The following is a 23,836-nucleotide window of genomic DNA, read 5'->3' on the forward strand; positions in this document are numbered from 1 at the left end:
TCAGTTGCAGAGACACTAGCGGATAACCAGCAACATCCGGGGCCGCGTTGCGGCCCCGGATGCCTCTTGGCTTAGAACGTCAGCCTACATGCCTGACGGATGGCGATCTGGACCGGCGATGGAGGTAGCGCCGGATCAAACTCGTCCTTCGGCAGCAGCGGCGGCTGTGCCATGAAACGCGGCTGCTCCCCTCGATGAGGTTGCGCCGCATGGACGATGAATGGGTGACATAGGTAGACGGTGCCCGCCGCACCTGTTGCCAACGCAACATCGCAACCTTCCGTAGAGGCGTAGCCATTCTCGGAAAGTTGCCTGAGTGTCGCGCCTGCATTGCCGTAGGGCAGCAACTCACGTGCAATCGCCGCATGTGACCCTTTTCGTATTTTCGTAGGCGCGTCATTGGGACCAACATCCGAAAACAGAAACAGCATCAACAAGGCGCGTCCGCTACTCTTAACGTTGGCCCGCCACTCCATGAAATCTGGATTGTCGGTGCCAAAGCTCACGTCCACATGCCAGCCGTCGTCACCGGGAGATTCTGGTGACGGAAAGCGGATGGGAAAGGTTCCAACACCTTTGGGGGCAAGCCATCGGCCTTCCCCAACGAGTTGGTCGTAGGCTTTGTGCAGTTGCGGCGTGTTAGCAGCTTCGATGAAGGGGGGCGACGACTTGAACCCCACTCGAACAACGGGTTGAGTCCAGTTTTCAGGTTCGTCCGGTGACAGACCTATATCCGCCCACAACTCGTCCCTCCCTTGCTTTGCAAGGTTGGCGCTGAAGGCATTTTCGATTTTGACAAACCCATCGTCAATGAAGCTCTGGACCTGACCAGAAGTCAGGCCGACATGCTTAGATTTAGGCATTACAAACACATTCTCCGTTCGGCCTCCGCGTCAGCAGGGCCGTCTTAATCTGAACGGCGCAGGTGCGCCGGCACGACTTTCAGTCGTTCAGATCAGCGGGAAGAATGTGGAAATGAACATCATGGGTGTAACGTATGCTCCGTAGCGGATGGTTTCAAGGGCGCATGACGAAGCACATGCCGCGTCGCAGGATGCTTGATGGTTAGCATATCCCCGTCATGGAAAACAGGTAGCTGCGTACAATTTTTTGCTCTTGCCACGCACATATACCAACTCAAGCTCATGTTTTTATGGTCTGTCCTGCTTCCCGCCGTGCCTTTGCGAAACCGCGATCCGTGGCGATGAACCGCTCCAGCATGGGCACGATCAGCCTGACGGGATCGGCGGCGGACTGGCCGCTCTCGCGGGCCAGCACCTCGGCATAGGCGACCAGATCGCGGTGAAGCGGCGCGGGCAGCTCTACCGTCACCTTGACGGGCTTGTCGTCGGGCAGCGGGCCGAGTTTCAGCTTGGTCATTGTCAACCTCCTGCCGGCTCGAACACAAGGTCGCGGGTGACGATGATCCTGACCGGGAAGCCGGGCCGGATGGTGAGCGTCGGCGCGACCTGCAACTGGCGCTGAACGATCTGCTGGCCCGCCTGATTGACGGTATCCTGCGCACCGTCGCGGATGGCCCGGATAAGCCGGTCCTCGTCGCTGGTCGCCAACTCCGTCCCGACCGCGAGCAGCGTGGACAGTCCGGCCGCCTTCATCAGATCCCACCAATGATAATCGACGCCATCCTCAAGGCCGGCGTAACCGCTGGCGTCCGCGCCCGGCAGGCGCTCAAGGACGATGGAACGGCCGCCCGGCAGGATCAGGCGATTCCAGACAAGCAGGACGCGGCGCTGGCCGAAGGTCACGCCGTCATCGTATTGGCCGATGATGCGCGTGCCCTGCGGGATCAGGAGCAGCGAGCCGGTCGGGCTGTCATAGACGTTCTCGGTGACTTGCGCCGTGATCTGGCCGGGAAGGTCTGAACGGATGCCCGTTATCAAAGCGGCCGGGATCACGGCCCCGGCCTGAAGGATATAGGGCGATGCCGGCGGCGCGACACGATCCGGCGCGACGGTCTGCCGGTCCACGGGTCCATTGAGGAAAGCCGTGTGCCGATCCTGCGTCGCAGGCTGTCCACCAAGGCCAAGACCGGCAAGGCCGGGCATGGCCGTTCCTGCTGGTGCTCCCGTGCGCGGGCCGGACTGGAAAAACAGGTTGCTCAAGCGCGCGGCTTCTTCCTCGGCGCGGCGGCGTTCTTCCTCTGGATCGACGGCGGGCGTCGCCATGACGGGCGGTGCAACCGGCTGGCCCCTGTTCTGCGCATCGAGGATGGGGCGGCCCAAATCTCCGGGCAGCGCGGGGCCGAGAACCGGGCCGGTATAGTCGCGCGGCAAGCCCGACAGGCCGTCCGCCGTGGGCCGGTTCTCGGTAGAATAGAGTTCCTCGCCGCCCGGTCCTGCATCGCGGGTCTGGAGAGCGTAGATGAGCGCCCCGCCGATGCCGAGCAAGGCGACGGCACCGACGCCTGCCAGCATCTTGCGGGACAGGCGGGTGACGCGGGGCGTTTCGGCGCGTAGCCGCATGGGCGCGGCGGTGTCGGTGATAGTGGTGTCTGTCATGACGGGGAGTCTCCGGTCGCGCTGGCGGGCTGCGCGGCGGCGGCCTGCGGCGGGTTGATGCGGACGATCCTGACCGTCTGCTGGCGGCTGCCGCTGCCAAGGCGCAGCTCGGCCGCGCCGAACAGGCGGTCCACGATCAGGATGTTCTGATGGACGCGGCTGTTGACGATCTGCGGCTCGCCATCGGAGCCGAGCACGAAGATCGGCGGCATCTCGCCCTGCACGATCCCGGCCGGGAAGACGACATAGACGCGGCGGCCATCGTCGAAGACGGAGATGGGTCGCCATGGCGGGCTATCGCCTGTCAGGCCGTAGCGGTAGTTCCTCGCAGCCTCGGCCGGGATGATCGGCGCGGCCGGGACGGTCTGGCGCTGGCCTGCTGGCGGTGTGGGATAGGCCCATGCCACGGCCGGCATGTAGAGCGTTTCCCGCGCGCGCAGCTCGATCATGTAAGTGCGCCGGTCGGTGGTGACGACAAGGTTGGTGGAAATGTCCGTGCGTGTCGGCTTCACAAGGATATGGACGCGGCGGTTCGCACCGCTGCCGCTCTCGGTGTCGCCGATGATCCAACGCGCGGTGTCGCCGGCCGCGATCGGCCCCGCGCCGGTCAGGCTCTCGCCCGGCTCCAGCGCAATGGTCGTGATCTGCCCAACTGCGGCATAGACCTGATAGAGCGCGCCTTCGCTCCACGGATAAATCTGGATCGCGTTGTAGTAGCCTTCGCGGCGCGGCTCGACGCGGGCGGCGGCGTTGGCATTCTCGACGCGGCCGGTCGGCGTGCCGGCAGCCTCGCCGCCCCGCGCCACGGTCCATGCCGGCGGGACATGCAGCGGCCGGGGCGTGTCGTTGGTGACGGCCGCCTGCACGGTCGGCAGCGGCGGCACGGTATCGTCATAGCTCCATTGCTGGGCGCGATTGGTGGCGCAGCCCGCAAGCATGGTGGCCGAAAGCAGCATGGCGGCAACGGCCGGGGTGCGGGTGATCGTCCTCATTGGCTCATCTCCCGCGACCATGAAATTGCGTTGACGTAGATTCCGAGCGGATTGGCGCGCAGGCGCTCGGCATTGCGCGGTGGCTGGATCACGATGGTCAGGATCGCGGTCCAGCGTTCGGTCGTGGCGAGCTGGCCGCTCTCGAAATGGCGTTCGGTCCACGCTACCCGAAAGCTGTTGGGGGATGCGCGGATGACGCTCGAGACCTCGACGGCGACCTGCTGACGGCCGACCTTGGCAAAGGGATCATTGGCGCGGGCGTAGTCGTTCAAGGCAGCCGCGCCGCGATCCGTGGTCCACTCATAAGCCCGAAGCCAATTCTGGCGGACGATGATGGCGTCGGCCGGGATCGCGCGGACCTGCTCGATGAAGCGGCCGAGATGGAAAGCGATCTGCGGGTCAGTCGGGCGATAATCCGCGTTCGCGGGCGCGACGGTCTGCGCCTGTCCGAGATTATCGACCTGCACCACCCAAGGCACCACGGTCCCCCGTGCGGATTGCCAGACCAGCGCCGAGGCGAAGCCGGCGGAAAGGATCAGAGAACCGAAGGCCATGAGCCGCCAGTTCCTCGCCTGCACGCGGGCCGAGCCGATACGCTCGTCCCACGCCTGCGCGGCCTTCTGATATGGCGTCTCGGGTTCGGGTGATTTGCCGTAATGGGTTGCGGGTCGTTTGAAGATGCTCATGAGCGGTCACTTTCGGAAAGGTTGACGGAGGAACCGGAGCCGTGGCTGTCGCCGGAGCGAACGGCATGTGCTGACATGGTGGTGCCGTGATTGAGGGCCTGCCGGCGCTGCATCCGCTGCGCCCAAGCCGGAGGACCAGCGGGGGAAGTCGGCGGCGCGGCTGCCGCAGTGGCGCTGGCGCTGGCGCTGCCTACCGTGCCCATGGAGGACGCGCCGCCCGTCGCACCGAAACCGGCGCGCACGCCATCGGCGAAGCTGGACTTGACGCTTTCGCTTACTTGGGATGTTGCATTAGAGGCAGCGCGTTTTAGCGGCGAGATGGCGGCCGAGCCTGCGGCGCGTGCAACACCGCCGAGGCCGGAAGCAACGCCTGCCGCTCCGGTCTGGCCGAGTGAGCCTAGGCTATATGCAGCGGTCGCCGCTCCCGCGGCCGTCGCGCCGCCGCGAACGGCCGCGGCCCCACCGGACAGGGCAGCAGCGCCGCCCTTCGCGGCCAGCATGGCCCCGCCGCCAGCCGCCGCGCCGCCCGCAAGCACCATGCCGCCGGCAGCGAGGCCCGTGCCTACGGCAGCACCCGCCCCGAGCTGCGGGCCGCCCGAGACGATGCCGTTGGCGATGCCGGGGCCGAAGATGCCGAGGCCGAGCAGCGACAGCGCGGCGAGCACAATCGCCATGGCGTCGTCGATACTCGGGGTCTGGCCACCGAAACCGGCCGTGAACTGCGAAAACAAGGTGCTGCCGATACCGATGATAACGGCGAGCACCAGAACCTTGATGCCGGAGGACACCACGTTGCCCAAGACCTTCTCGGCCATGAAGGCGGTCTTGCCGAACAGGCCGAAGGGGATGAGGACGAAGCCGGCAAGCGTGGTCAGCTTGAACTCGATGAGGGTCACGAAAAGCTGGATGGCGAGGATGAAGAAGGCCAACACCACGAGCGCCCATGCGAACAGCAGGCACGCGATCTGGATGAAGTTCTCAAAGAAGGCGATCCAGCCCATCAGGTCGGAAATGGAATCGAGCAGCGGGCGGCCGGCGTCGAGGCCGGTCTGCGCCACGCGGCCCGGCCGCATCAGGTCCGCAACCGAAAAGCTGGTGCCCGACGCCAGGAGGCCGAGGCCGGCGAAGCTCTCGAAGACGATGCGCGCGAGATTGTTCCAGTTGGAAATGATGTAGGCGAATACCCCGACAAACAGGGTCTTCCTGACCAAGCGCGCGATGATGTCGTCATCCGCGCCCCATGCCCAAAAGAGCGCGGCGAGCGTCACGTCGATGACAATGAGCGTCGTGGCGATGAAGGCGACCTCGCCGCCGAGCAGGCCGAAACCGCTGTCGATGTAGGAGGTGAATACGCCGAGGAAATTGTCGATGACGCCCGTGTTGCCCATGGTCAGCGCGCCTCGCTGCGATCACGGCCGAGGAAGCGGTCGCGGGATTCAGCCCATGCGGCGAGGCAGCCGGCGTCACTTGCCGCCGCCTCGCCGAGCTGCTGGCAGTGGCGCAGGGTTTCGCGCAACGGGTCGGCCGGGGGCTGGAAGGCCGGCGCAGGGGGTGGCGCGGAAGGTTCATCCTTCCGCGCCATGTCGATTGCGGTCGCCGTGACGGCGATGGCGATGAACACCACGGCCCCGAGCCGGGCCAGCATCTTGCCGTCCATGGCGAGCCTCCCGGTCAGTTGTTGCCGTTGTTGAACATCTGCGCGTTGCCCGGCTGGTAGCCGGTGCCGGGCGTGAGGAAGCGACGGCGCTGCTCGCGGCCTTGTTCGGCGGCGGTCGCACGCTCGGCCTCGGTCAGCGCGTCGGCCCGCCCGTTCGCCGAGATGAGCGCGATCAGGTCGGAAAGCTGCAGCGACTGGAGGGCAAGGAGCTGGTTGCCGGCCTGCGTGGCTTGCAGCGCGCCGGTCGCGCCTTGGCTCTGGCCGACAAGCGCGGCCATCTCGGCGCGATTGCTGTCGATGTTGCCGACGACGCCAGCCTGCACGCGCATGGCGTCCTGCAAACCGCCAACCGTATTTTCCCAACGGCCGCGCGCATCGGCGACAAGCTGGGCGTCGGTCGCGGACAGCGAGACATTGCCGTATTGGCTCTGGAACGCTTGGTCGATCTGGCCGACCTCGAACGCGAGATTTTGAGCCTGCCCGAGAAGCTGCTGCGTGCGCTGGACGTTCTGCTGGAGCTGCTGGAGCGAGCTATGCGGCAGGCTCGCAAGGTTGCGGGCCTGATTGATGAGCATCTGCGCCTCGTTCTGGAGGCTCTGAATCTGGTTGTTGATCTGCTCCAGCGTGCGCGCGGCCGTGAGCACGTTCTGCGCATAGTTGGACGGGTCATAGACGATCCGGCCGAAAAGCTGGGCATGGGCCGGGCTTGCCAGCATGGGCGAAAGCGTGACGGGCACGGCGAGCGCCAGCGCGAGGGCCGAGGCCCCGACGATCTTGGGATAGGTCATGGAAGAATCTCCTGTGTGGGGTGGGTATCGAGCCGGGCCGGCGCGGCGGATTCCGGCCGGTCGGCAAGATTGGTGAGGTTCGGGATCAGGTCGGCCGCCCAATCGACGCCGCGCTCGCGCAGCCATGCGGCGAGGAAGCCGTCGCGTCCGTGCTCGGCGAGGATTTGTGCAATGAGCGTCTGGTCGGATTTGGCGGATGCGGCGCAAAGCGCGAGGCCGACTTCGGACAGGCCAAGCTCGAACAGGCGATTGCCCCTGCGGCTTTGGCAGTAATAATCCCGCTTGGGCGTGGCCCTTGCGAGGATTTCTATCTGGCGGTCATTGAGGCCGAAGCGGCGATAGATGGCTGTAATCTGCGGCTCGATGGCGCGCTCGTTCGGCAGCAAGAGCCGCGTCGGGCAGCTCTCGATGATGGCGGGCGCGATGTTGCTCCCATCAATGTCGGACAGGCTTTGCGTGGCGAAAATGACGCTAGCGTTTTTCTTGCGGAGCGTTTTCAGCCATTCGCGGAGCTGGCCGGCGAATGCCTCATCGTCCAGCGCAAGCCAGCCCTCGTCGATGATGAGCAGCGTGGGCCGCCCGTCGAGCCGGTCACCGATGCGATGGAACAGATAGGCGAGCACGGCGGGGGCCGCGCCGGTCCCGACAAGGCCCTCGATCTCGAAGGCTTGCACATCGGCCGAGCCGAGATGTTCCGCCTCGGCGTCGAGCAGCCGGCCATAGGCACCTCCGACGCAGAACGGGCGCAATGCCTGCTTCAAGTCGTTCGACTGGAGCAGCACGGCAAGGCCGGTGATGGTGCGTTCTTCAACCGGCGCGGACGCAAGCGAAGTCAGCGCCGTCCAAAGATACTCTTTGACCTCGGGTGTGATGGCGACGCCCGCGCGTATGAGGATGGCGGCAATCCAGTCCGCCGCCCATGCGCGTTCATAGGTGTCGTGGATGCGGGCGAGCGGCTGGAGCGAGACGGACGCCTCGGCCCCTTCTGTCAGCCCGCCGCCGAGGTCGTGCCAGTCGCCGCCCATGGCGAGCGACGCGGCCCGGATCGAACCGCCGAAGTCAAAGGCGAAGACCTGCGATCCTGCATAGCGGCGGAACTGCAAGGCCATGAGCGCGAGCAGGACGGACTTCCCCGCGCCGGTCGGGCCAACGACAAGGGTGTGTCCTACGTCGCCGACATGGAGACTTAGCCGGAACGGGGTTGAGCCTTCAGTCTTTCCAAAGAGCAAAGGGGGTGCACCGAAATGCTCGTCCCGTTCCGGCCCCGCCCACACCGCTGAAAGCGGGATCATGTGGGCGAGATTCAAAGTGCTGATGGGCGGCTGGCGGACATTGGCGTAGGCGTGTCCGGGCAGACTGCCGAGCCATGCGTCAACCGCGTTGACGCTCTCGGGCATGACGGTGAAGTCACGGCCCTGAACGATCTTCTCGACCAGGCGCAGCTTCTCTTGCGCCACGCGCGGGTCGGCATCCCATACGGTGACGGTCGCCGTGACGTAGGCCATGCCCGCCACGTCTGCCCCAAGCTCCTGCAACGCCATGTCGGCGTCGAGCGCCTTGTTCGCCGCGTCGGTGTCCACAAGGGCGGACGCCTCGTTGGTCATCACCTCTTTCAAGATCGCCGCGATGCTCTTGCGCTTAGCGAACCATTGGCGACGGATGCGGGTCAGCAACCGGGTCGCATCGGTCTTGTCGAGCAGGATCGCGCGCGTGCCCCACCTGTAGGGGAACGGCAGCCGGTTCATCTCGTCGAGCAGGCCCGGCATCGTTGCGGTCGGGAATCCCACGATGGTCAGGACGCGCAGATGTGTGTCGCCAAGGCGCGGCTCCAGCCCGCCAGTCAACGGCTGGTCGGCGAGCAGCGCGTCGAGGTGCATCGGCACCTCGGGCACGCGCACGCGATGGCGGTTGGTTGAGATGGTGGAATGGAGGTAGGTCAGCGTTGCGCCGTCATCCATCCAACGGCACTCGGGCATGAAGCCGTCGAGCAGCGCCAGCACGCGGTCGGTGCGGTCGATGAAGCCGCGCATCAGCTCCCACGGGTCCACGCCGGTTTTCTCGCGGCCCTCATAGAGCCATGCCTCAGTGCGGGCGGCTTCCTCGGCCGGGGGCAGCCAGAGGAAGGTGAGGAAGTAGCCGGACACGAAATGCGCGTCCGCTTCCTCGAAATCAGCCTTCCGTTCCGCATCGACCAGCGCCGACGCGGGATCAGGAAAGATGCTATCGGGATAGGTCGCCGCCTCGCTGCGCTGTGCCTCGACGAAGATGCTCCAGCCGGAGCCGAGACGGCGCACGGCGTTGTTGATGCGGCCGGCGACGGCGACCAGCTCGGCCGCGACGGCGGAATCCAGATCGGGGCCGCGAAACTTCGCGGTCCTCTGAAAACTCCCATCCTTGTTCAAGACGACGCCGGAGCCGACCAGTGCCGCCCATGGCAGATAGTCGGCGAGTCGGGTGGCGGTGCTGCGGTATTCGGCAAGGTTCATCATCGACGCGCCTCCCTCACACCGCCAGATGGCCGGGGATGCGCAGATGCCGCCGCCCGACCTCGACAAAGAGGGGATCGCGCTTTGCCGCCCACACGGCCGCGAAATGACCGATGGCCCAGATGGCGATGCCGACCAGCCAGAGGCGCAGGCCGAGGCCCACGGCCCCGGCCAGCGTGCCGTTCAGAATCGCGATGGAGCGCGGTGCGCCGCCGAGCAAAATATGCTCGGTCAGCGCCCGATGGACCGGGACCGTGAACCCCGGCACCGCGTCGAGCTGTTCGAGGCCGCCCGCCATCAGATGAGCGCCCCGCCGCCGAACGAGAAGAACGACAGGAAGAAGCTCGACGCCGCGAAGGCGATGGACAGGCCGAACACGATCTGGATCAGCTTGCGAAAGCCGCCGCCCGTATCGCCGAAGGCCAAAGTCAGGCCGGTCACGATGATGATGATGACGGCGATGATCTTGGCGACCGGCCCTTCGATGGACTGGAGGATGCTTTGGAGCGGTGCTTCCCACGGCATCGACGAACCGGACGCATGGGCGGCCGGGGCGAGCATGAAGCTGATGACAAGGGTGGATGCGGCGGTCGCGGCGAAGCGATAGCCGCGCGAAATCGTGCGGATCATGAAGATTCTCCTGTGCTGGTGGGGATTGCCAAAGGGATGGGATGCGTGATGCGGTAGTCGCCGTCCGGTCCCAGCCCTTCGACGCGGGCGAGTTCGGCCAGCCGGCGCGCGGAACCGCGCCCGGAAAGGACGGCAACGAGGTCGATTGTCTCGGCGATCAGGGCGCGCTGGACGGTGACGACAGCCTCTTGGATGAGCTGTTCAAGGCGGCGCAGCGCGCCGATGCCGGTGCCTGCATGAATGGTGCCGATCCCGCCCGGATGGCCCGTGCCCCATGCTTTGAGCAGGTCGAGGGCTTCCGATCCGCGCACCTCGCCGATAGGGATGCGGTCGGGGCGCAGGCGCAGCGAGGACCGGACCAGATCGGAAAGCGTCGCCACGCCGTCTTTCGTCCGCATGGCGACAAGGTTGGGCGCGGCGCATTGCAGCTCGCGCGTGTCCTCGATGATGACGACGCGATCCGCCGTCTTCGCCACCTCGGCGAGCAGCGCATTGGTCAGCGTGGTTTTGCCGGTGCTGGTGCCGCCCGCTACCAAGATATTGGCGCGGGATGCGACGGCTTCGCGCAGCGTTTCCGCCTGATCGGTGGACATGATGCCCGCCGCCACATAGTCGTCGAGCGTGAACACCGCGACGGCGGGCTTGCGGATGGCGAAGGTCGGGGCAGCGACCACGGGCGGCAATAGCCCTTCAAACCGCTCCCCGCTCTCGGGCAGTTCGGCCGAGACGCGGGGGCTGCGGGCATGAACCTCCGCGCCGACATGATGCGCGACTAGCCGAACGATGCGTTCGCCATCGGCGGCGGACAGTCGCTCGCCCGTGTCGGAAAGCCCTTCGGATAGCCGGTCCACCCAAAGGCGACCGTCCGGGTTCAGCATCACCTCGACGACGGCCGGGTCTTCGAGCAGCCGGGCAATGGCGGGGCCGAGCGCGGTGCGCAACATGCGCGCGCCGCGCGCGATGGATTCCGGTTTTTGGTGGTTGGTGGTCATGTCGGCCCCGTTTCTTCATGGGGCGCGACAGGCAATCCCCAGATCGGGGTCGATTAAGAGAGACCGAAATGCGGCCGGTTCAACAAGTATCTATGAGGCGGCGGTGATCGGCGGCGAACGGCGGTAAATAGGATGGGTCCGAATACTCATTCTTGATCGCCGTTGCTCTCGGACTCGTCCGGCAACTGATCGTCGGGAAGTGAGTCGAGGTCACGCGACAGCTCCTTGAGGAACCTGTCGCCCGTCGCCAGACGCCGGCCGAGATTTTGCATGAAGCCCTCGAACCGCTCCGCGCCTTTCGCTCGGGCAGCGGATTGTGCGGCTCCCGTAAGCGGCGGTGTGATGGTCATCCAGAAATGGATGAACTGCGCGACCGTCTCGCCGAGGACGGCGAGATCCAGGTCGAGCGTGTCGATCTGGCGGCCGAGCTTGTCCATGCGGCGCGACATGGCGGCTTCAAGCTGGTCGTCGGCATCGCCGGACAGGTAAGATATGACCGCCGCCTCCACGATGGCGGATTTTGAGACATTACGGCGCAGCGCCACCGAGCGGCGCAGCGCCATCGCTTCGATCTGCGGAATGAGCGCGGGGTCGAAATAGAGATTCAGGCGGGTTCTGGTTGCCATGGTCGTGTCCTCAAAGGTCGATTCCGTCATCGGGGTTCAATGCGACCTGCCGCGCGACCATCCTCATACGTTGGCGCATGGCGCGGGCCTTGGCCGCGTCAACGTCCGGCTCGTCGTCCACAAACTCGAACTCCTGTTCGGGTGATGGCGGCGGGGCGACGATTTCCTCATGCTCAGGCAGCTCCGGCTCGCGGCGGATGCCAGCATTGGCCGGATCGCCCTCGGCCCCGTGTGCGGCGTCGGTCGCGGAATGGCTTTCCGCCGCGACCACACGGCCGGACCAATCATCGGCGGATGGACTGGGCGCCAGCGGAGCGGCGACCAGATCGGGCGGGGTCAGGATGCGTTCCTGCAACCGCGCGTCCTCGAAATAGCGGGCCTTGGTCGCGCGGATCGGCGGTGTGCCCGCGACCATCACGATTTCATCGGTGGGCGGAAGCTGCATGATTTCGCCCGGCGTGAGTAGCGGGCGGGCCGTCTCCTGCCGTGAAACCATGAGATGCCCAAGCCACGGGGCCAATCTGTGCCCGGCGTAGTTGGTGGAGTCGCGCAGTTCGGTCGCGGTGCCGAGTGCGTCGCTCACCCGCTTGGCCGTCCTTTCGTCGTTCGTGGCGAAGCTGACGCGCACATGGCAGTTGTCGAGGATCGCGTTGTTCGGGCCATAGGCGCGCTCGATCTGGTTGAGGCTCTGCGCGATCAGGAAGCCTTTGATTCCATACCCCGCCATGAAGGCGAGCGCCGATTCAAAGAAGTCGAGCCGGCCGAGCGCCGGAAACTCGTCCAGCATCAACAGCAGCCGATGGCGCTTGCCGGAGGTGGTCAGTTCCTCGGTCAACCGCCTGCCGATCTGGTTGAGGATCAGGCGAATGAGCGGCTTGGTGCGGTTTATGTCGGATGGCGGCACGACCAGATAGAGCGTGACGGGCTGGCGGCTGCCGACCAGGTCGGCAATGCGCCAGTCGCACCGCGCCGTCACCCGCGCCACCACGGGATCGCGGTAGAGGCCGAGAAACGACATGGCGGTGGAGAGCACGCCCGACCGCTCGTTCTCGGATTTGTTCAACAGTTCGCGGGCGGACGACGCGATGACGGGATGAGCGCCTGCTTCGCCGAGATGCGGCGTGTCCATCATCGCGCGCAAGGTTGCCTCGACCGGGCGGCGGGGATCGGACAGGAAGTTGGCGACGCCCGCCAAGGTCTTGTCCTTCTCCGCATAGAGAACATGCAGGATCGCGCCGACCAGCAAGCTATGGCTGGTCTTTTCCCAATGGTTGCGCTTGTCGAGACTGCCTTCGGGATCGACCAGAATATCCGCGATATTCTGCACGTCGCGGACTTCCCATTCGCCTTGCCGGACTTCGAGCAACGGATTGTAGGCGGACGATCTGGCGTTCGTGGGATCGAACAGCAGCACACGGCCATGCTTCGCGCGAAAGCCCGCTGTCAGGGTCCAGTTCTCGCCCTTTATGTCGTGAACGATGGCGGATGCCGGCCATGTCAGCAGCGTCGGCACCACCAGCCCGACACCTTTGCCGCTGCGCGTCGGGGCGAAGCATAGGACATGCTCAGGACCATCATGGCGCAGATAGTCCCGGTCGTATCGGCCGAGCAGGACGCCATCGGGGCCGAGCAATCCGGCCGCATGGATTTCCTTGCCCTCGGCCCATCGCGCCGATCCATAGGTGGCGACGTTGCGCGCTTCCCGCGCCCGGATGATCGACATGAAGATGGCGGCGGCGATGGCGAGGAAGCCGCCCGATACCGCGATGATGCCGCCCTCGACGAAGATCGCGGGCGCGTAGGCGTCGAACGAAAACCACCACCAGAAGAAGGCGGGCGGATAATAGACCGGCAGGCCCGCCAGCTCGAACCATGGTGCTCCAAGCTGCGGCTGGAAGCCGAGGCGGAACGCCGTCCATTGCGTCGCTGCCCACACCATCACCAGAACGATGGTGAAGACGGCACCAATCTGCCCCCAAAGGATTCGGCCTCCGCGCATACAGGCTCCAGTCGGCAAAAAAAGACGGAGCCGATCAGAGAGTAGGCAAAATCGGGACGGGCAACAGGAAAGAGGATGCCGGAGGGCTGCCGGATACTATCGGCGGCAAATAGGACGGGTCGCCTTTGCCGTTATCGTGCCGGTCGAGTGCCATCTAGGAAACGATTGGGCGAATCGCCGTCACGCTTCATTTTGCCTGCGAGGTTGAGTAGATTTTTCAGTGCGGAGCTGCGATTGAACGGCGACCAGACGGCTGTAAAGGCAACCGGCTCCGGTTCATCGAGGAAGGGCAGGAAGACGATGCCGGTCGTCGGCAATAATGACGTGGCCTCGCCGACGATAGTGATGCCGAAGCCTTGTCCGACCATAGATAGCAGCGTGCCGCGCCCCACATCAAAGCGCAGGATCGACGGTGCGGGCCAACGCCCGGCAAGGCGCAGCACGATATGGTCATGGACCTGCGGGCCGGTGCCACCATAGCGAACAATGAAAGTCTCGCCGACCAGATCGGACCAAGTGATTGCGGACTGCCCGGCGAGGCGATGCCCATCCGATAGCACCACCACCAGCGGTTCGGTCCAGATCGGTCGGGTATGGCAGTCGGGCATCTCGGGCTTGCCCGCGACGAACGCCACGTCGAGCTGGTCAGCACGAAGCTGCATCACCGCATCGCGGGCCGTGCCTTCGGTTATCTCGACCTCAATGCCGGTATGGGCTTCCCGATAATGACGGATCAGCTCCGTGAGAAAGCTGCGTGGGATCAAGGCATGGATGCCGATGCGAAGCCGGCCACATTCTCCTTGAGCTGTCATGCCGGCGGTCTTCACCGCGTGATCGAGTTGATCGACACCCGCCGTGACACGCTCCATGAAGTGCCTGCCTGCGTCTGTTAGCCGAACGCCCCGCGCATGGCGCTCAAACAGCAGGATACCAAGGTTATCCTCCAGCGCTTTCACACGCGCGCTGACGCTCGACTGGCTGACGCCGAGTGCCTTGGCCGCATGCCGAAAATTCAGATGCTCGGCGACGGCGATGAACTGAACAAGGGAAATGAGCGGTATCCTGCCAGACAGGATACCGCCATTCACGAGGTTTCGATGGTTAGTGCGCCGCATCGGAGCGGGCCTGCCACCAGTCGTCGGTTAGACGACTGGCGACTTCTCGGTGGCAGTCCCACGGAGCCGAAGGAGCGCCAGCCCCAACGACACCAGCACTGCCATCGCCGTGGCGAAACAGATCACCGGCCACGCTGTGTCACCGTTTAACAGCGTCACCGCCAATGTCCCGACAATGCTGACTATCAGGCTTTGAACGCAGAAGTAGAACGCGACCGCTGATCCTGCGATGTCGTCGAACTCTGCCAAAGCGCCGTTCGCGGTAACGGACACAGTGAAGACAATGGCGACCGCCATGAGCCACATCGGCACGATGAAGGTGAGGAATGACGGCGAACCGAAGAGTTCGCCGATCCCCAACAGGACCGCCCCGAAAACGAGCAACGCCATTCCACGCGCTACGCATCCCGCGATGCCCCATCTGGTGACAAAGGACTTCGCGAAACGAGTTGTCACGATCATTACAAGCGCGACAGTGGCGAAGGCAAAGCTGAATCCGATCTCGGAATATTCCGCTTGGCCTATGAGCACACGGGGAGCCGTCGAGAAGAAGACGAAGAAGGTGCCCATACCGGCGCTAAAGCCGATGGTGTAAACCCAAAAAGCCGGACTCGCGAAGATCGGCAAAACAGATCGGCGCGTCTTCGCTTGATCCAGAGGGCGGGTTTCGTGCCACCTGAAACCCGCATTTAGGAGTGCGAGCATCGCCAGTATAGCCAAAGCAATGAATATCGCCTGCCATCCCAAGAACTCGCCGATCAACGCTCCGGCGATAGGGCCGAGCGCAGGTACGAACGCCAGCATCGAACTGAAAAGGCCGTAGATGACGACACCCTCAGGACGACTGGCATAAACGTCGCGAACCGTCGCGAACGTCGCCACCAGCATGGCCGACGCGCCGACTGCTTGAAGCAGACGGAAAGCGACAAAGGCTGGTGCAGTTGAAGACCAAGCTGCTCCCAGAGACGCAATGACGAAAGCCGTTGCGCCCGCAAGTAGAATTGGCCGTCGCCCGATGCGGTCTGAGAGCGGACCAAAAATCACCTGGCCCACACCGAGCATCACAATATAGAGGCTCAACGTGAGTTGGATCATGGCGGGCGTCGTGTTCAGGATGCCGGGCATCGCTGGAACGACGGGGAGATAAATATCCATCGCCAGTGAAGCGAGGATGTCGAAGGGAGCCATCAGCAGTAGGGCTGCCGGCAGCGTATAGGCCCATGCAGGGCGTGTGATGGTCATGATAAGTCAACCGCTCGATTAAGAAATCTCGGGCGGCGTCTGCACATCAGCAATCACATGGGATTGGTCTCACAGAGCGCCGCAACAACAATTTTGCTGTTGCGGCTTACTTGTCTGCTGACTTTGGATTTCCCATGCTGACCACTCCACGATCACAAATTTGACTAGCTATCACTTATACGATCAGCTGTTGCCTCGCAATGCCGTATCGCTGGCTCGTAGCCACCCAATCCCCCGCTGTTGACGTTCCCGTCATTCTTGGCCGTATGAAACCCCTATGCCTTGCTTTGGCGGTTGGCTGGAACGGCAGAGGTTCAGTCGACGCGGATCAGCCGACCCATTTCTTTTGCGAGAGAGAGCAGATCACGGAGCGCGGCGCTTCGATTGAACGGCGACCAGACGGCGGTAAAGGCAACCGGCTCTGGCTCATCGGCGAAAGGCAGGAAGGTGATGCCGGCAGTCGGCAGCAGTGCCGTCGCTGCCCCGACGATGGTAATGCCGAATCCCTGTCCGACCATGGATAGTAGCGTGCCACGTCCTACGTCGAAGCGCAGTATCGAAGGCGCGGGCCAGCGCCCGGCAAGGCGCAGCACGATATGGTCATGAACCTGCGGGCCAGTGCCACCATAGCGGACAAGGAAGGTTTCGCCGACCAGATCGGCCCAAGTGATTGCCGGCTGCCCGGCAAGACGATGCCTATCCGGTAGCACCGCTACCAGCGATTCAGTCCAGACCGGCCGTGTATGGCAGTCGGGCAGCTCTGGTGTGCCAGCGACGAACGCCACGTCCAGCCGGTCGGCACGAAGCTGCATGACCGCATCGCGGGCCGTGCCTTCGGTGATTTCGACCTCGATGCCGGGATGGTTTTCCCGATACTGCCCGATCAGATCGGCGAGGAAGCTGCGCGGAATCAAGGCATGGACGCCGATGCGCAGGCGGCCCCATTCCCCCGTCGCCGCCATGCCTGCGGTCTTCACCGCATGGTCGAGTTGATCGACGCCGGCTGCGATCCGCTCGACGAAGTGGCGTCCGGCTTCGGTCAACCGAACGCCACGCGCACGACGCTCGAACAGGAGGATGCCAAGGTCTTCTTCCAGCGCCTTCACGCGGGCGCTGACGCTGGATTGTGCAACCCCGAGTGCGTTCGCTGCGTGGCGGAAGTTGAGATATTCAGCGACCGCAAGCGTCTGGATCAGCGACAAGAGAGGTATGCGCGACCCGAGCAGCGTTTCACTTGATCGGAAGGCATCGTTCGCATGTCTTTTCGAACGCCGCATCCTATGCTCCCGCTAGGCGGCCTTTTTTGTGGCTCCGCGTTTTTCGACCGGGATTCCGCGCAGATCGCGCAACCAGAGCTGACCGCATGCCGCCGAAATATCCCGCCCCTGTGTATCCCGCACCACGACCGGCACACCGGCGCGATCCAGCACTTCACGGAAAAGTCCGAGGCTGCGGTCGCCGGTTCGATCAAGCGCGATGCCATCGACAGGATTCCAGCGCATAAGGTTCACACGCGCCCTTCGCTTGTTCATGAGACCGGCAAGCCGTTTCGCATCAGCAAGCGTGTCGTTGATGCCGGGGAGGACCAGATAGACAAAGGTGACGATCCGGTTGTGCCGTTCCGCCCATGACGAAGCGCGCGCGATGACCTCCTTGATGTCGTGCTTACGCGATCCGGGGATGAGACGGTCGCGAACTTCCTGCGTCGTCGCATGCAGCGATATAGTCAGATTGATCGCCAGATGCTCTTCTCGCAATTGCGCTAGAGCCTTCGGTATGCCGATGGTCGAAAGCGTGATTCCCGTGGTGGGAAAATTCATCCCTCGCCGGTCGCGCAGGATACGAATCGCCTTCATCACCTGCTCGTAGTTGTTCAAAGGCTCGCCGATGCCCATGAACACGATCCGGTTGACCTTCGGCCCGAGTTGAACGACCTGTTCGACAATCTCGCCCGCCGAAAGGTTGCGCTTGAGGCCGGCTTGGCCGGAAGCGCAGAACTGGCAGGCGAAGGCACATCCAACCTGTGACGAAATACAGGCGGTGTGTCCGTCGTGACGACGGATCAGAACGCTTTCAACGGCATAACCGTCATGAAGGCCGAAAAGCACCTTCTGCGACCGACCGCCGCGCTCATGCGTGATTTTGCGAAGGCTCCGCAACTGGACGCCCCGAGCCTCTGACCAGTTCCGCAAGGCGCGCGGCAGGTCCATGTGTGGGCAGAACAGGTCGCGATAGGCGATTTGCGGCCCGCTGCTCGCGTTCAACGCATCGAACTCGTCGGCCATGAGGTTCAGCGCCAAGGTTGGCGCAGGCAGTGCTTTTTGTCGTTCGGCCCCCAACGGGCTGGGTTCTTGTATAGGCATGATAGTCGTTCCGGGTTTCCGTGCCCGGCGATACCGTGGCGCATGCCTTATAAATAATCGACACGACTGTTATAAACAACCCTCCAGATGGTGTTACCCGAACACATGGTCGGGATAGAGGACGGACAGAAGCATGTGGGTGCGCTTGGTCATGAAAGCCGCTAGCTCGCCTTCCGGCTCAACGAGCCATTGCATGCAAGACCCCTGAATGACCGTCTGAATCAAGCCGGCGGTATGCTCGGGTGGGCGCGGCCCGGCGGGCAGTCGTGCCTCGATAGCTTTCAGGACCAGTCTGTTCCGCTCCGCCGCAAGGGCGCGAAGCGACGGCTCCTGAACGTCTCCCCACAATAGAAGAAGGTAGCCTTCCGTTCCGGCACCGTCACCCATACCGGCGATGAGGTCCTTGAGCATCGCCCACAGCGGATCGAGGCCCTTTTCGGGACTCGCACCCGCGAAATAGTCGCGCACCTCCTGCGTGTTGCGCTCCATGACCTTTAGATGCAGCGTCGCCTTGTCTTTGAACCGCTGGATCAGTGCAGCCCGCGAGATGCCGACCGCTTCCGCAACATCGGAGAGGGTGAAGGCCGATGGACCTTTCTGAAGAAGGATGCCTAGCGCGGTATCTAGAATGAACTCATCGCTATGAAGTTTCGGTCTCGGCATATCTTCTTTTCTACTGCTCGCTTGAATGATGGCCCCTACAATAGCCGGCATCCAGCGTGAGATACACGGGGCATGATAGATACCGGATGAAACACGCGTATGTGCTAAAGGCCAAGGTCATGCCTTCGCCCCAACTGCCACGACACCGATCCGCCCTGCACGACGCCAGTGATCTCGCGGCCGAGCTGGCGGTCGATCACCGGCCGCCACGGGACAAGCGTGAACTCATGGCTCTTTTCCACCACGGCGAACTTGCCGCTCGATAGCTGAACGGTCCCGGTGAACTTGCCGCTGACGTTCTCGCCGTCCGTGGCGGCACGGAACGGCAACCCCTTGCCCTCGGCCATCTCCGCGCCAATGCGGGCAACCTCCCGCTCGCGCAAGGTGGCGAGAAGGCTGCGCCGGTAGAAGATGCGGCCGTTCCGTGCTCGGGTGGCATCGCCCTGTTCGATGTGATGCTCGCGCCGCTGGTCCATCGCCTCACGCACCTGCTGGCCGAAGCCGGCCGGCGCAAGGTCGGCCGTTTCGCCATGGACCAATCGCCGGTCCAGCCATGTCGTGCCGTCCGATCCGATCTGCTTGCCTAGATCGACCGGGGAAAGGATGCGAACGCTGGCCTGCCGGTCACGGCCGGCGTCATAGGCGGCGGCGCGGCTGACCAGATCATCGGGGATGCGCCATTGGTCGGCGTCGATCCTCTCGACGATCCCGGCGCGGCGCAATGCCTCCAGTCGCCGGACATGGGCATCGACATAGCCCTCATAATCGCCGCCCGGAACGCGGCCCTCGAACTTCGCCTGCTCCAGATGGCGGCTCGGACGATAGATGCCGTCCTCGGTGATGGCGGCAATGGCGCGTTCGGACGGTCGGGCGGTCGCCTCGGCCGGGCCGATCTGGACGACGCTGCAAACGCGGGCGTCCTCCAGCCGCTCGGGCGCGATGCCTGCGATGTGGTGCGTCCTGCCGTCGATCCCGTCCACCACAATGGTCAGGTTCTCGCCCAGCTCGTCCGACAGGTGCTTGTCCACGACGCGGCCGACGATGGGTGTCTCTGGCGCTCCGTCATGGATTTGAAAGCTCATGGGATCGCGTTCGCCTCCCTGCGGGCCGAGCGCCTTCTGCATGGTGCGGATAATGTCGCCGCGCTCGCCCAACTCGCGCAGGGCCGGCTCCATGTCCTTGCTCAACTCCCAAACGCCGGGCGCGTGCTCGGTCGCCAGTCCCATCTTCTCCAGCTTGGCGAGACGGCGCAGGCGTAAGGTGCGCTCGAACTGGCGGCGCGGTGCGGCCGGTTCATGGCGCAGGTCGAGGAACCGGGCATCGGCTTCCTCGGCCATGGCGCGGTCAATCCGGGTGAAGCGGTCCTGGTCTATCTCGGCCGACAGCTTGCGGGTCTGCTCGATTTCGGTGACGGGGCCGAGTTCCAGACTGGCAAGCTCGCTGGCGCGCTCCCGTAGGCCGTTGGCGAGGTAGTCGCCATTGATGATTAGATCCTCGCCCATCTCGTCGCGGCCGTTGACGATGACATGCACATGGGGATGGCCGGTGTTGTAGTGGTTGACGGCGACCCAATCGAGTTTCGTGCCGAGGTCGGCTTCCACCTGCTTCATGAAATCGCGGGTGTAGGCCGTGAGGTCCGATAGCTCCGCGCCATCCTCGGGCGAGACGATGAATCTGAACTGGTGGCGGTCGTCCTTGCCGCGATCAAGGAAGGCGTCGCCATCGGCGCGGTCCTCGGTCGCCGAATAGAGCCGGCCCCGCTCGCCGTCGCGTGACGTGCCGTCGCGCTGGACATAGCGCAGATGCGCGCGGGCGCGTGCGCCCTTCCACGCGGCCCGAACGCTGCGCTGCTTGACGATCACGCGGCGGCTGCCGGGCTGGCGATGATGCCATTGGCCGGAGATGTTCCGAGCGCGCACGAAGCTCGCGCCCCGGCCGCGCTTCACGCCCTTGCCGCTGGCGACCACGGCACGGGACCGCCCCGGCGATGACGGGCGAGCGGATGACGGCATGGAAGGATCGCGGGAGGCTGCTGCCTGATGCTGCCGGGTGATCTTCTTGACCTGCGTGAAAAAGCTCTTGGTCTTGCCGGCCTTCGGTGTGTCGGATCGGATACGGCCCGGCTTCGGACGGAAGCGGTTTTCATCGTCGGCGCTCATGGGCGCGACTCCTGATAAAACCACCGAAAAACGGCTGATATGGGCCTATGGTGCCGCTCGAAACCCAGCAAAGCCAAGGCTTTGTGCGAAATCGCGGCACGCGACCCCTCAAAACCATGGTGCCGGAACCGGCCACCTAACCAGTGTGCAGACAACAACAATTTCCAGAAGCGGCCCGATATGGTGCCGTCTTCTTTAATCTTGCCCTCCGCCCTTTCTGCCTTTTCTGCCCCTCCTGCCGGGAATCCAGCCGGGCAAAAACCTGCCTGACTGGACACCGGAATGAGCGCCGCCGAGCGCGGGAACGCCGCCCTCATGGCGTTCCCGAACCGCTCGCGTCGGCGACGAAAATGCTGTCGCCCTGCGACTCTGCATCGGCGGGATCGCGCGCCGGAACGGTCGCGCGGGCGTCGCCGGATTGTGCGTCGGACGGCGGCGCGGCGACGGCCCGCGTGTCGCCCGGACGCATGACGAACAGCGGTGCCTCGCGCCAATCAGGCGGCGGTGGCGGTGCCGATGACGGCGGTTCGGTTGCAGCCGCGCCGCCGAGGATCGGCGCGAGCGCGGCGACATAGGCCCGCGTTTCGGCCGGCAGGGTGCGGCCGGTCGCAAGGTATTCGTCATAGCGGCCGGGGCCGGCGTTATATGCCGCGAGCATCGCCGCGACATTGCCGTAGCGATCCCACATTTCGCGCAGGTAGGCCGTGCCAGCCATTATGTTGTCGCGCGAGTCGTAGGGGTCGCGGCCGAGGCCGTAGCGGATGCGCAGGCCCGTCCATGTGTCGGGCATCACCTGCATCAATCCCATCGCGCCGGCCGACGAAACCGCACGCACGTCGCCCGCGCTTTCGGCGCGCAGCACGGCACGAATCCATTGCTCGGGGATGCCGAAACGCTGCGACGCCTCGGCGATGTGGACCGCATAAGGATGGGCGGCGGCCGGGCGCTCGACGGGCGCGGATTGTGCAACCGCGACGCCCGATCCCGCGCAAACGGAAAGCGCGTCGGCCAGTATCAGGACGGCATAGTGCCATGCAGTCCTGTCTCCGCTTCGACACCAGCCTGCCAGCGTGCGCGCTGCGGTCAAGGGCAAGGCGCTAGCGCCGGCCGATGGCCGCCCCTGACCTTCGCTGTGCGCGCCGGCCGTCCGGTGGCCGAGCGGGACGAAGGGATGAGACGGCTTTTCCGCGAACAAAGGGATGACGATCCTGGACCGGATGGCGGGCCGGACGCGCGCGGCCGTCATTCCTCGTCCTCGACTTTCCGGGGGTGCTTCCAACGCAGCGTCCAGACCGAAGGATCGTCGTTGGACTGGAACAGCTTGGCGCGGATCGGGAACGGGAAGATCGGTCCCTCCAGCCTCATCGACACGAAGTCGCCGGCATTTTCGCTGGCGTCCTTCCATGTCGGGCCGGCGTCCGGGCCGTCCTCGCTATCGAGGCGCACGCGATAGTCGGGCGCGTTTTTCACGTCGCTTGGCTTGGCCGGGACTATGAACAGCTTTTCGTGCAGGCCGAACGAATGAAGCTCCCCGGCATAGCCGGTTTCGGTGCGGGTGAAGGTGCCTATTTCTGCCATGGGAAATCTCCTGCGGTTGGCTTTCGGGGGATGGTTTCAATGCGTCGGTGCGCGCCACTCGTAGCGGCCGACGCCTTCCTCATCGGTCCAGAGCGGGACCGCTCGGCCGATGACGGAAGCTGCGGGGGTGGGTCCGAAATAGCGGCCGTCGAGGCTGTCGCGGACTTCCCAATTCATGAGGAAAAGCTGGCCGTCGCCGATCACTCGGCAGCCCCGCCAGACGGGCAGATCACGGCCGAGGCTGTCGCGCTCCAGCGCCTCGCCCATCTCGATCCCGTTCACCGTGATCGTGCGGCCGGTGCGGCAAACCCGCTGTCCCGGCAAGCCCAAGACGCGCTTCAACAGCGGGACGCCGCGCGTGATATAGCCGCGCTCGGCCATGAAGGCGGCGAGCGGTTCGGGCGGCATGACGGCGACCATCTCGGGCACCTCGATCCGCTCGGCCGGTGCGATGGTGTAGAAGCCGATGGGTGCGCTGGCCGTCGCGTTCCAGATGAGTTTCACGGGCCAATCGACGGCGCTGGCGGCGGCGATGCCGATGGCGGCGAGCGCCGTCACCGTGAGGGTGCGGCGGCGCGTCATGGGTCGATCCTTCGGCGATGAAGCCAAGCGGCATGTCGCTCGGGGGTGTAGGCGTGCGGCTCCAGATTGGCGGTCAAACGGTTATGGACGTGCCGCCAATGCTCCGGTGAGGCGTCGGCCGGATCGAGGCCGAGCGCATCCACGGCGTCGATAGCGACAAGCGCACGCTGCACCTTCGGCCAGCCGTCGAGGCGCAACAGGATTTCGCCGCCGGGACGCACGAACGGCAATGTCTGGAACGGCTCGCCCCGGCCGATGGCGCGCACAATGTCGATGCGGGAAACGACAGTGCCGTGCTCGCCCTTCGCCCATCGCACGAAGGCAAAGACGCTGCCCGGCGCGAAACCGACGACGCTGCGGCGGCGGTCGATGATCTGCTTGTAGCTCTTGCGGCCGAAGCGTATCCAGTGCTCGACCTTGCGTTTCTCGAAGGTCAGCTCGACCAATGTTGTGAAGGGCGCAGGCCCGTCCGGCAGCGGACGGCCGTGCGCGCTGCGGTGGGCGCGACGGGTCATTGTTTGTCTCCGGTGATGTGCTGGGGGCTGCGCGGGCGCAGCGCGTCGAGCGCGGCCGTCATGGCTCGCCCCTTCGGGCAGAACCGGCACCACGCTTCGGGTGCGCGCGCGTCAAAGAAAAAGAGTTAGCTGGGGTAACTGTTTCTGTTCTCGTCGCGTGTGGAGAAAGCGCCTCTTGCCATACCGTAAACGGTGATCTGGCTGGCTTATGCCGGTCCACCATCAACCGGAATGGAGAGAGACC

General features: G+C 64.5%; 24 protein-coding genes and 1 pseudogene. All 25 read right to left on the reverse strand.

What is annotated here, in order from left to right; genetic code table 11:
- Positions 1-71: 71 nt before the first annotated feature.
- Positions 72-863, reverse strand: coding sequence for a phytanoyl-CoA dioxygenase family protein (locus tag VHO05_RS08550; protein WP_099547432.1), 792 nt, complete (start codon positions 861-863; stop codon positions 72-74).
- A 280-nt stretch (positions 864-1,143) separates the two neighbouring features.
- Entirely contained in the window at positions 1,144-1,380 is a 237-nt protein-coding gene (locus VHO05_RS08555) for a DUF2274 domain-containing protein (protein WP_099547431.1), read from the reverse strand.
- Positions 1,381-1,382: 2 nt separating this feature from the next.
- Entirely contained in the window at positions 1,383-2,519 is a 1,137-nt protein-coding gene (locus VHO05_RS08560) for a TrbI/VirB10 family protein (protein ID WP_099547430.1), read from the reverse strand.
- Positions 2,516-3,511 carry a P-type conjugative transfer protein TrbG gene (gene trbG, locus VHO05_RS08565; protein ID WP_199122726.1) on the reverse strand — a complete coding sequence of 332 codons (996 nt, stop codon included), beginning with the start codon at positions 3,509-3,511 and terminating at the stop codon, positions 2,516-2,518. The genes VHO05_RS08560 and trbG overlap by 4 nt, the downstream gene beginning before the upstream one ends.
- Positions 3,508-4,197, reverse strand: coding sequence for a conjugal transfer protein TrbF (gene trbF, locus VHO05_RS08570; protein ID WP_099547428.1), 690 nt, complete (start codon positions 4,195-4,197; stop codon positions 3,508-3,510). Before trbF ends, trbG begins: the two co-directional genes overlap by 4 nt.
- Positions 4,194-5,585: a P-type conjugative transfer protein TrbL gene (gene trbL / locus VHO05_RS08575; protein ID WP_292258817.1), complete on the reverse strand. Its 1,392-nt coding sequence runs from the start codon at positions 5,583-5,585 to the stop codon at positions 4,194-4,196. Before trbL ends, trbF begins: the two co-directional genes overlap by 4 nt.
- A gap of 2 nt (positions 5,586-5,587) precedes the next feature.
- Positions 5,588-5,854, reverse strand: coding sequence for a putative entry exclusion protein TrbK-alt (gene trbK-alt / locus VHO05_RS08580; protein ID WP_099547426.1), 267 nt, complete (start codon positions 5,852-5,854; stop codon positions 5,588-5,590).
- A 14-nt stretch (positions 5,855-5,868) separates the two neighbouring features.
- Complete coding sequence (trbJ, locus tag VHO05_RS08585; protein ID WP_099547425.1) at positions 5,869-6,642, reverse strand: P-type conjugative transfer protein TrbJ; 774 nt, start codon at positions 6,640-6,642, stop codon at positions 5,869-5,871.
- On the reverse strand, positions 6,639-9,131 hold the full coding sequence (trbE, locus tag VHO05_RS08590; RefSeq protein WP_292258818.1) for a conjugal transfer protein TrbE: 2,493 nt from the start codon (positions 9,129-9,131) through the stop codon (positions 6,639-6,641). Before trbE ends, trbJ begins: the two co-directional genes overlap by 4 nt.
- Positions 9,132-9,144: 13 nt before the next feature.
- The gene (locus tag VHO05_RS08595; RefSeq protein WP_029074213.1) at positions 9,145-9,426 is read right to left on the reverse strand and encodes a VirB3 family type IV secretion system protein; all 282 of its coding nucleotides are present in this window, start codon (positions 9,424-9,426) and stop codon (positions 9,145-9,147) included.
- Positions 9,426-9,758, reverse strand: coding sequence for a TrbC/VirB2 family protein (locus VHO05_RS08600; RefSeq protein WP_029074212.1), 333 nt, complete (start codon positions 9,756-9,758; stop codon positions 9,426-9,428). The genes VHO05_RS08595 and VHO05_RS08600 overlap by 1 nt, the downstream gene beginning before the upstream one ends.
- Positions 9,755-10,750, reverse strand: coding sequence for a P-type conjugative transfer ATPase TrbB (gene trbB / locus VHO05_RS08605; RefSeq protein WP_099547423.1), 996 nt, complete (start codon positions 10,748-10,750; stop codon positions 9,755-9,757). Before trbB ends, VHO05_RS08600 begins: the two co-directional genes overlap by 4 nt.
- A 146-nt stretch (positions 10,751-10,896) precedes the next feature.
- Entirely contained in the window at positions 10,897-11,376 is a 480-nt protein-coding gene (locus tag VHO05_RS08610) for a hypothetical protein (protein ID WP_029074210.1), read from the reverse strand.
- A 10-nt stretch (positions 11,377-11,386) separates the two neighbouring features.
- On the reverse strand, positions 11,387-13,375 hold the full coding sequence (locus VHO05_RS08615) for a conjugal transfer protein TraG (protein ID WP_099547422.1): 1,989 nt from the start codon (positions 13,373-13,375) through the stop codon (positions 11,387-11,389).
- A gap of 131 nt (positions 13,376-13,506) precedes the next feature.
- The gene (locus VHO05_RS08620; protein WP_035830405.1) at positions 13,507-14,463 is read right to left on the reverse strand and encodes a LysR family transcriptional regulator; all 957 of its coding nucleotides are present in this window, start codon (positions 14,461-14,463) and stop codon (positions 13,507-13,509) included.
- 54 nt (positions 14,464-14,517) lie between these two features.
- Positions 14,518-15,732 (reverse strand): chloramphenicol/florfenicol efflux MFS transporter FloR, encoded by a 1,215-nt coding sequence (gene floR / locus VHO05_RS08625; RefSeq protein WP_329646177.1) that lies wholly within the window; start codon positions 15,730-15,732, stop codon positions 14,518-14,520.
- Positions 15,733-16,046: 314 nt separating this feature from the next.
- Positions 16,047-17,009, reverse strand: a complete 963-nt coding sequence (locus tag VHO05_RS08630) for a LysR family transcriptional regulator (protein ID WP_029074207.1) — start codon at positions 17,007-17,009, stop codon at positions 16,047-16,049.
- 12 nt (positions 17,010-17,021) lie between these two features.
- Positions 17,022-18,095, reverse strand: coding sequence for a 23S rRNA (adenine(2503)-C(2))-methyltransferase RlmN (gene rlmN / locus VHO05_RS08635; protein ID WP_207588930.1), 1,074 nt, complete (start codon positions 18,093-18,095; stop codon positions 17,022-17,024).
- Positions 18,096-18,188: 93 nt separating this feature from the next.
- Positions 18,189-18,758 carry a TetR/AcrR family transcriptional regulator gene (locus VHO05_RS08640; RefSeq protein WP_029074205.1) on the reverse strand — a complete coding sequence of 190 codons (570 nt, stop codon included), beginning with the start codon at positions 18,756-18,758 and terminating at the stop codon, positions 18,189-18,191.
- 104 nt (positions 18,759-18,862) lie between these two features.
- Positions 18,863-20,260, reverse strand: a complete 1,398-nt coding sequence (locus VHO05_RS08645) for a DUF3363 domain-containing protein (RefSeq protein ID WP_371413031.1) — start codon at positions 20,258-20,260, stop codon at positions 18,863-18,865.
- A gap of 9 nt (positions 20,261-20,269) precedes the next feature.
- Positions 20,270-20,917 (reverse strand): annotated as a pseudogene (locus tag VHO05_RS20230) (relaxase/mobilization nuclease domain-containing protein); the annotation flags it as partial.
- A gap of 313 nt (positions 20,918-21,230) precedes the next feature.
- Positions 21,231-22,163 carry a lytic transglycosylase domain-containing protein gene (locus VHO05_RS08650; RefSeq protein WP_329646178.1) on the reverse strand — a complete coding sequence of 311 codons (933 nt, stop codon included), beginning with the start codon at positions 22,161-22,163 and terminating at the stop codon, positions 21,231-21,233.
- Complete coding sequence (locus VHO05_RS08655) at positions 22,160-22,495, reverse strand: DUF736 domain-containing protein (RefSeq protein ID WP_207588934.1); 336 nt, start codon at positions 22,493-22,495, stop codon at positions 22,160-22,162. Before VHO05_RS08655 ends, VHO05_RS08650 begins: the two co-directional genes overlap by 4 nt.
- Before the next feature lie 36 nt (positions 22,496-22,531).
- Positions 22,532-23,077 (reverse strand): S26 family signal peptidase, encoded by a 546-nt coding sequence (locus tag VHO05_RS08660; protein WP_207588936.1) that lies wholly within the window; start codon positions 23,075-23,077, stop codon positions 22,532-22,534.
- Positions 23,074-23,592, reverse strand: coding sequence for a DUF2840 domain-containing protein (locus VHO05_RS08665; RefSeq protein ID WP_207588938.1), 519 nt, complete (start codon positions 23,590-23,592; stop codon positions 23,074-23,076). Before VHO05_RS08665 ends, VHO05_RS08660 begins: the two co-directional genes overlap by 4 nt.
- Positions 23,593-23,836: the final 244 nt, after the last annotated feature.

The organism is Hyphomicrobium sp. (genome assembly GCF_036262015.1).
In the GTDB taxonomy this organism is placed as follows: Bacteria; Pseudomonadota; Alphaproteobacteria; order Rhizobiales; family Hyphomicrobiaceae; genus Hyphomicrobium_C.

Bases quoted from the DNA above. Each gene is read 5' to 3' on its own strand.
- VHO05_RS08550 (WP_099547432.1), bottom strand. From the start codon at position 863: ATGCCTAAATCTAAGCATGTCGGCCTGACTTCTGGTCAGGTCCAGAGC.
- VHO05_RS08555 (WP_099547431.1), bottom strand. From the start codon at position 1,380: ATGACCAAGCTGAAACTCGGCCCGCTGCCCGACGACAAGCCCGTCAAG.
- VHO05_RS08560 (WP_099547430.1), bottom strand. From the start codon at position 2,519: ATGACAGACACCACTATCACCGACACCGCCGCGCCCATGCGGCTACGC.
- trbG (WP_199122726.1), bottom strand. From the start codon at position 3,511: ATGAGGACGATCACCCGCACCCCGGCCGTTGCCGCCATGCTGCTTTCG.
- trbF (WP_099547428.1), bottom strand. From the start codon at position 4,197: ATGAGCATCTTCAAACGACCCGCAACCCATTACGGCAAATCACCCGAA.
- trbL (WP_292258817.1), bottom strand. From the start codon at position 5,585: ATGGGCAACACGGGCGTCATCGACAATTTCCTCGGCGTATTCACCTCC.
- trbK-alt (WP_099547426.1), bottom strand. From the start codon at position 5,854: ATGGACGGCAAGATGCTGGCCCGGCTCGGGGCCGTGGTGTTCATCGCC.
- trbJ (WP_099547425.1), bottom strand. From the start codon at position 6,642: ATGACCTATCCCAAGATCGTCGGGGCCTCGGCCCTCGCGCTGGCGCTC.
- trbE (WP_292258818.1), bottom strand. From the start codon at position 9,131: ATGATGAACCTTGCCGAATACCGCAGCACCGCCACCCGACTCGCCGAC.
- VHO05_RS08595 (WP_029074213.1), bottom strand. From the start codon at position 9,426: ATGGCGGGCGGCCTCGAACAGCTCGACGCGGTGCCGGGGTTCACGGTC.
- VHO05_RS08600 (WP_029074212.1), bottom strand. From the start codon at position 9,758: ATGATCCGCACGATTTCGCGCGGCTATCGCTTCGCCGCGACCGCCGCA.
- trbB (WP_099547423.1), bottom strand. From the start codon at position 10,750: ATGACCACCAACCACCAAAAACCGGAATCCATCGCGCGCGGCGCGCGC.
- VHO05_RS08610 (WP_029074210.1), bottom strand. From the start codon at position 11,376: ATGGCAACCAGAACCCGCCTGAATCTCTATTTCGACCCCGCGCTCATT.
- VHO05_RS08615 (WP_099547422.1), bottom strand. From the start codon at position 13,375: ATGCGCGGAGGCCGAATCCTTTGGGGGCAGATTGGTGCCGTCTTCACC.
- floR (WP_329646177.1), bottom strand. From the start codon at position 15,732: ATGACCATCACACGCCCTGCATGGGCCTATACGCTGCCGGCAGCCCTA.
- VHO05_RS08630 (WP_029074207.1), bottom strand. From the start codon at position 17,009: ATGCGGCGTTCGAAAAGACATGCGAACGATGCCTTCCGATCAAGTGAA.
- rlmN (WP_207588930.1), bottom strand. From the start codon at position 18,095: ATGCCTATACAAGAACCCAGCCCGTTGGGGGCCGAACGACAAAAAGCA.
- VHO05_RS08640 (WP_029074205.1), bottom strand. From the start codon at position 18,758: ATGCCGAGACCGAAACTTCATAGCGATGAGTTCATTCTAGATACCGCG.
- VHO05_RS08645 (WP_371413031.1), bottom strand. From the start codon at position 20,260: ATGGGCGAGGATCTAATCATCAATGGCGACTACCTCGCCAACGGCCTA.
- VHO05_RS08650 (WP_329646178.1), bottom strand. From the start codon at position 22,163: ATGACGGCCGCGCGCGTCCGGCCCGCCATCCGGTCCAGGATCGTCATC.
- VHO05_RS08655 (WP_207588934.1), bottom strand. From the start codon at position 22,495: ATGGCAGAAATAGGCACCTTCACCCGCACCGAAACCGGCTATGCCGGG.
- VHO05_RS08660 (WP_207588936.1), bottom strand. From the start codon at position 23,077: ATGACGCGCCGCCGCACCCTCACGGTGACGGCGCTCGCCGCCATCGGC.
- VHO05_RS08665 (WP_207588938.1), bottom strand. From the start codon at position 23,592: ATGACCCGTCGCGCCCACCGCAGCGCGCACGGCCGTCCGCTGCCGGAC.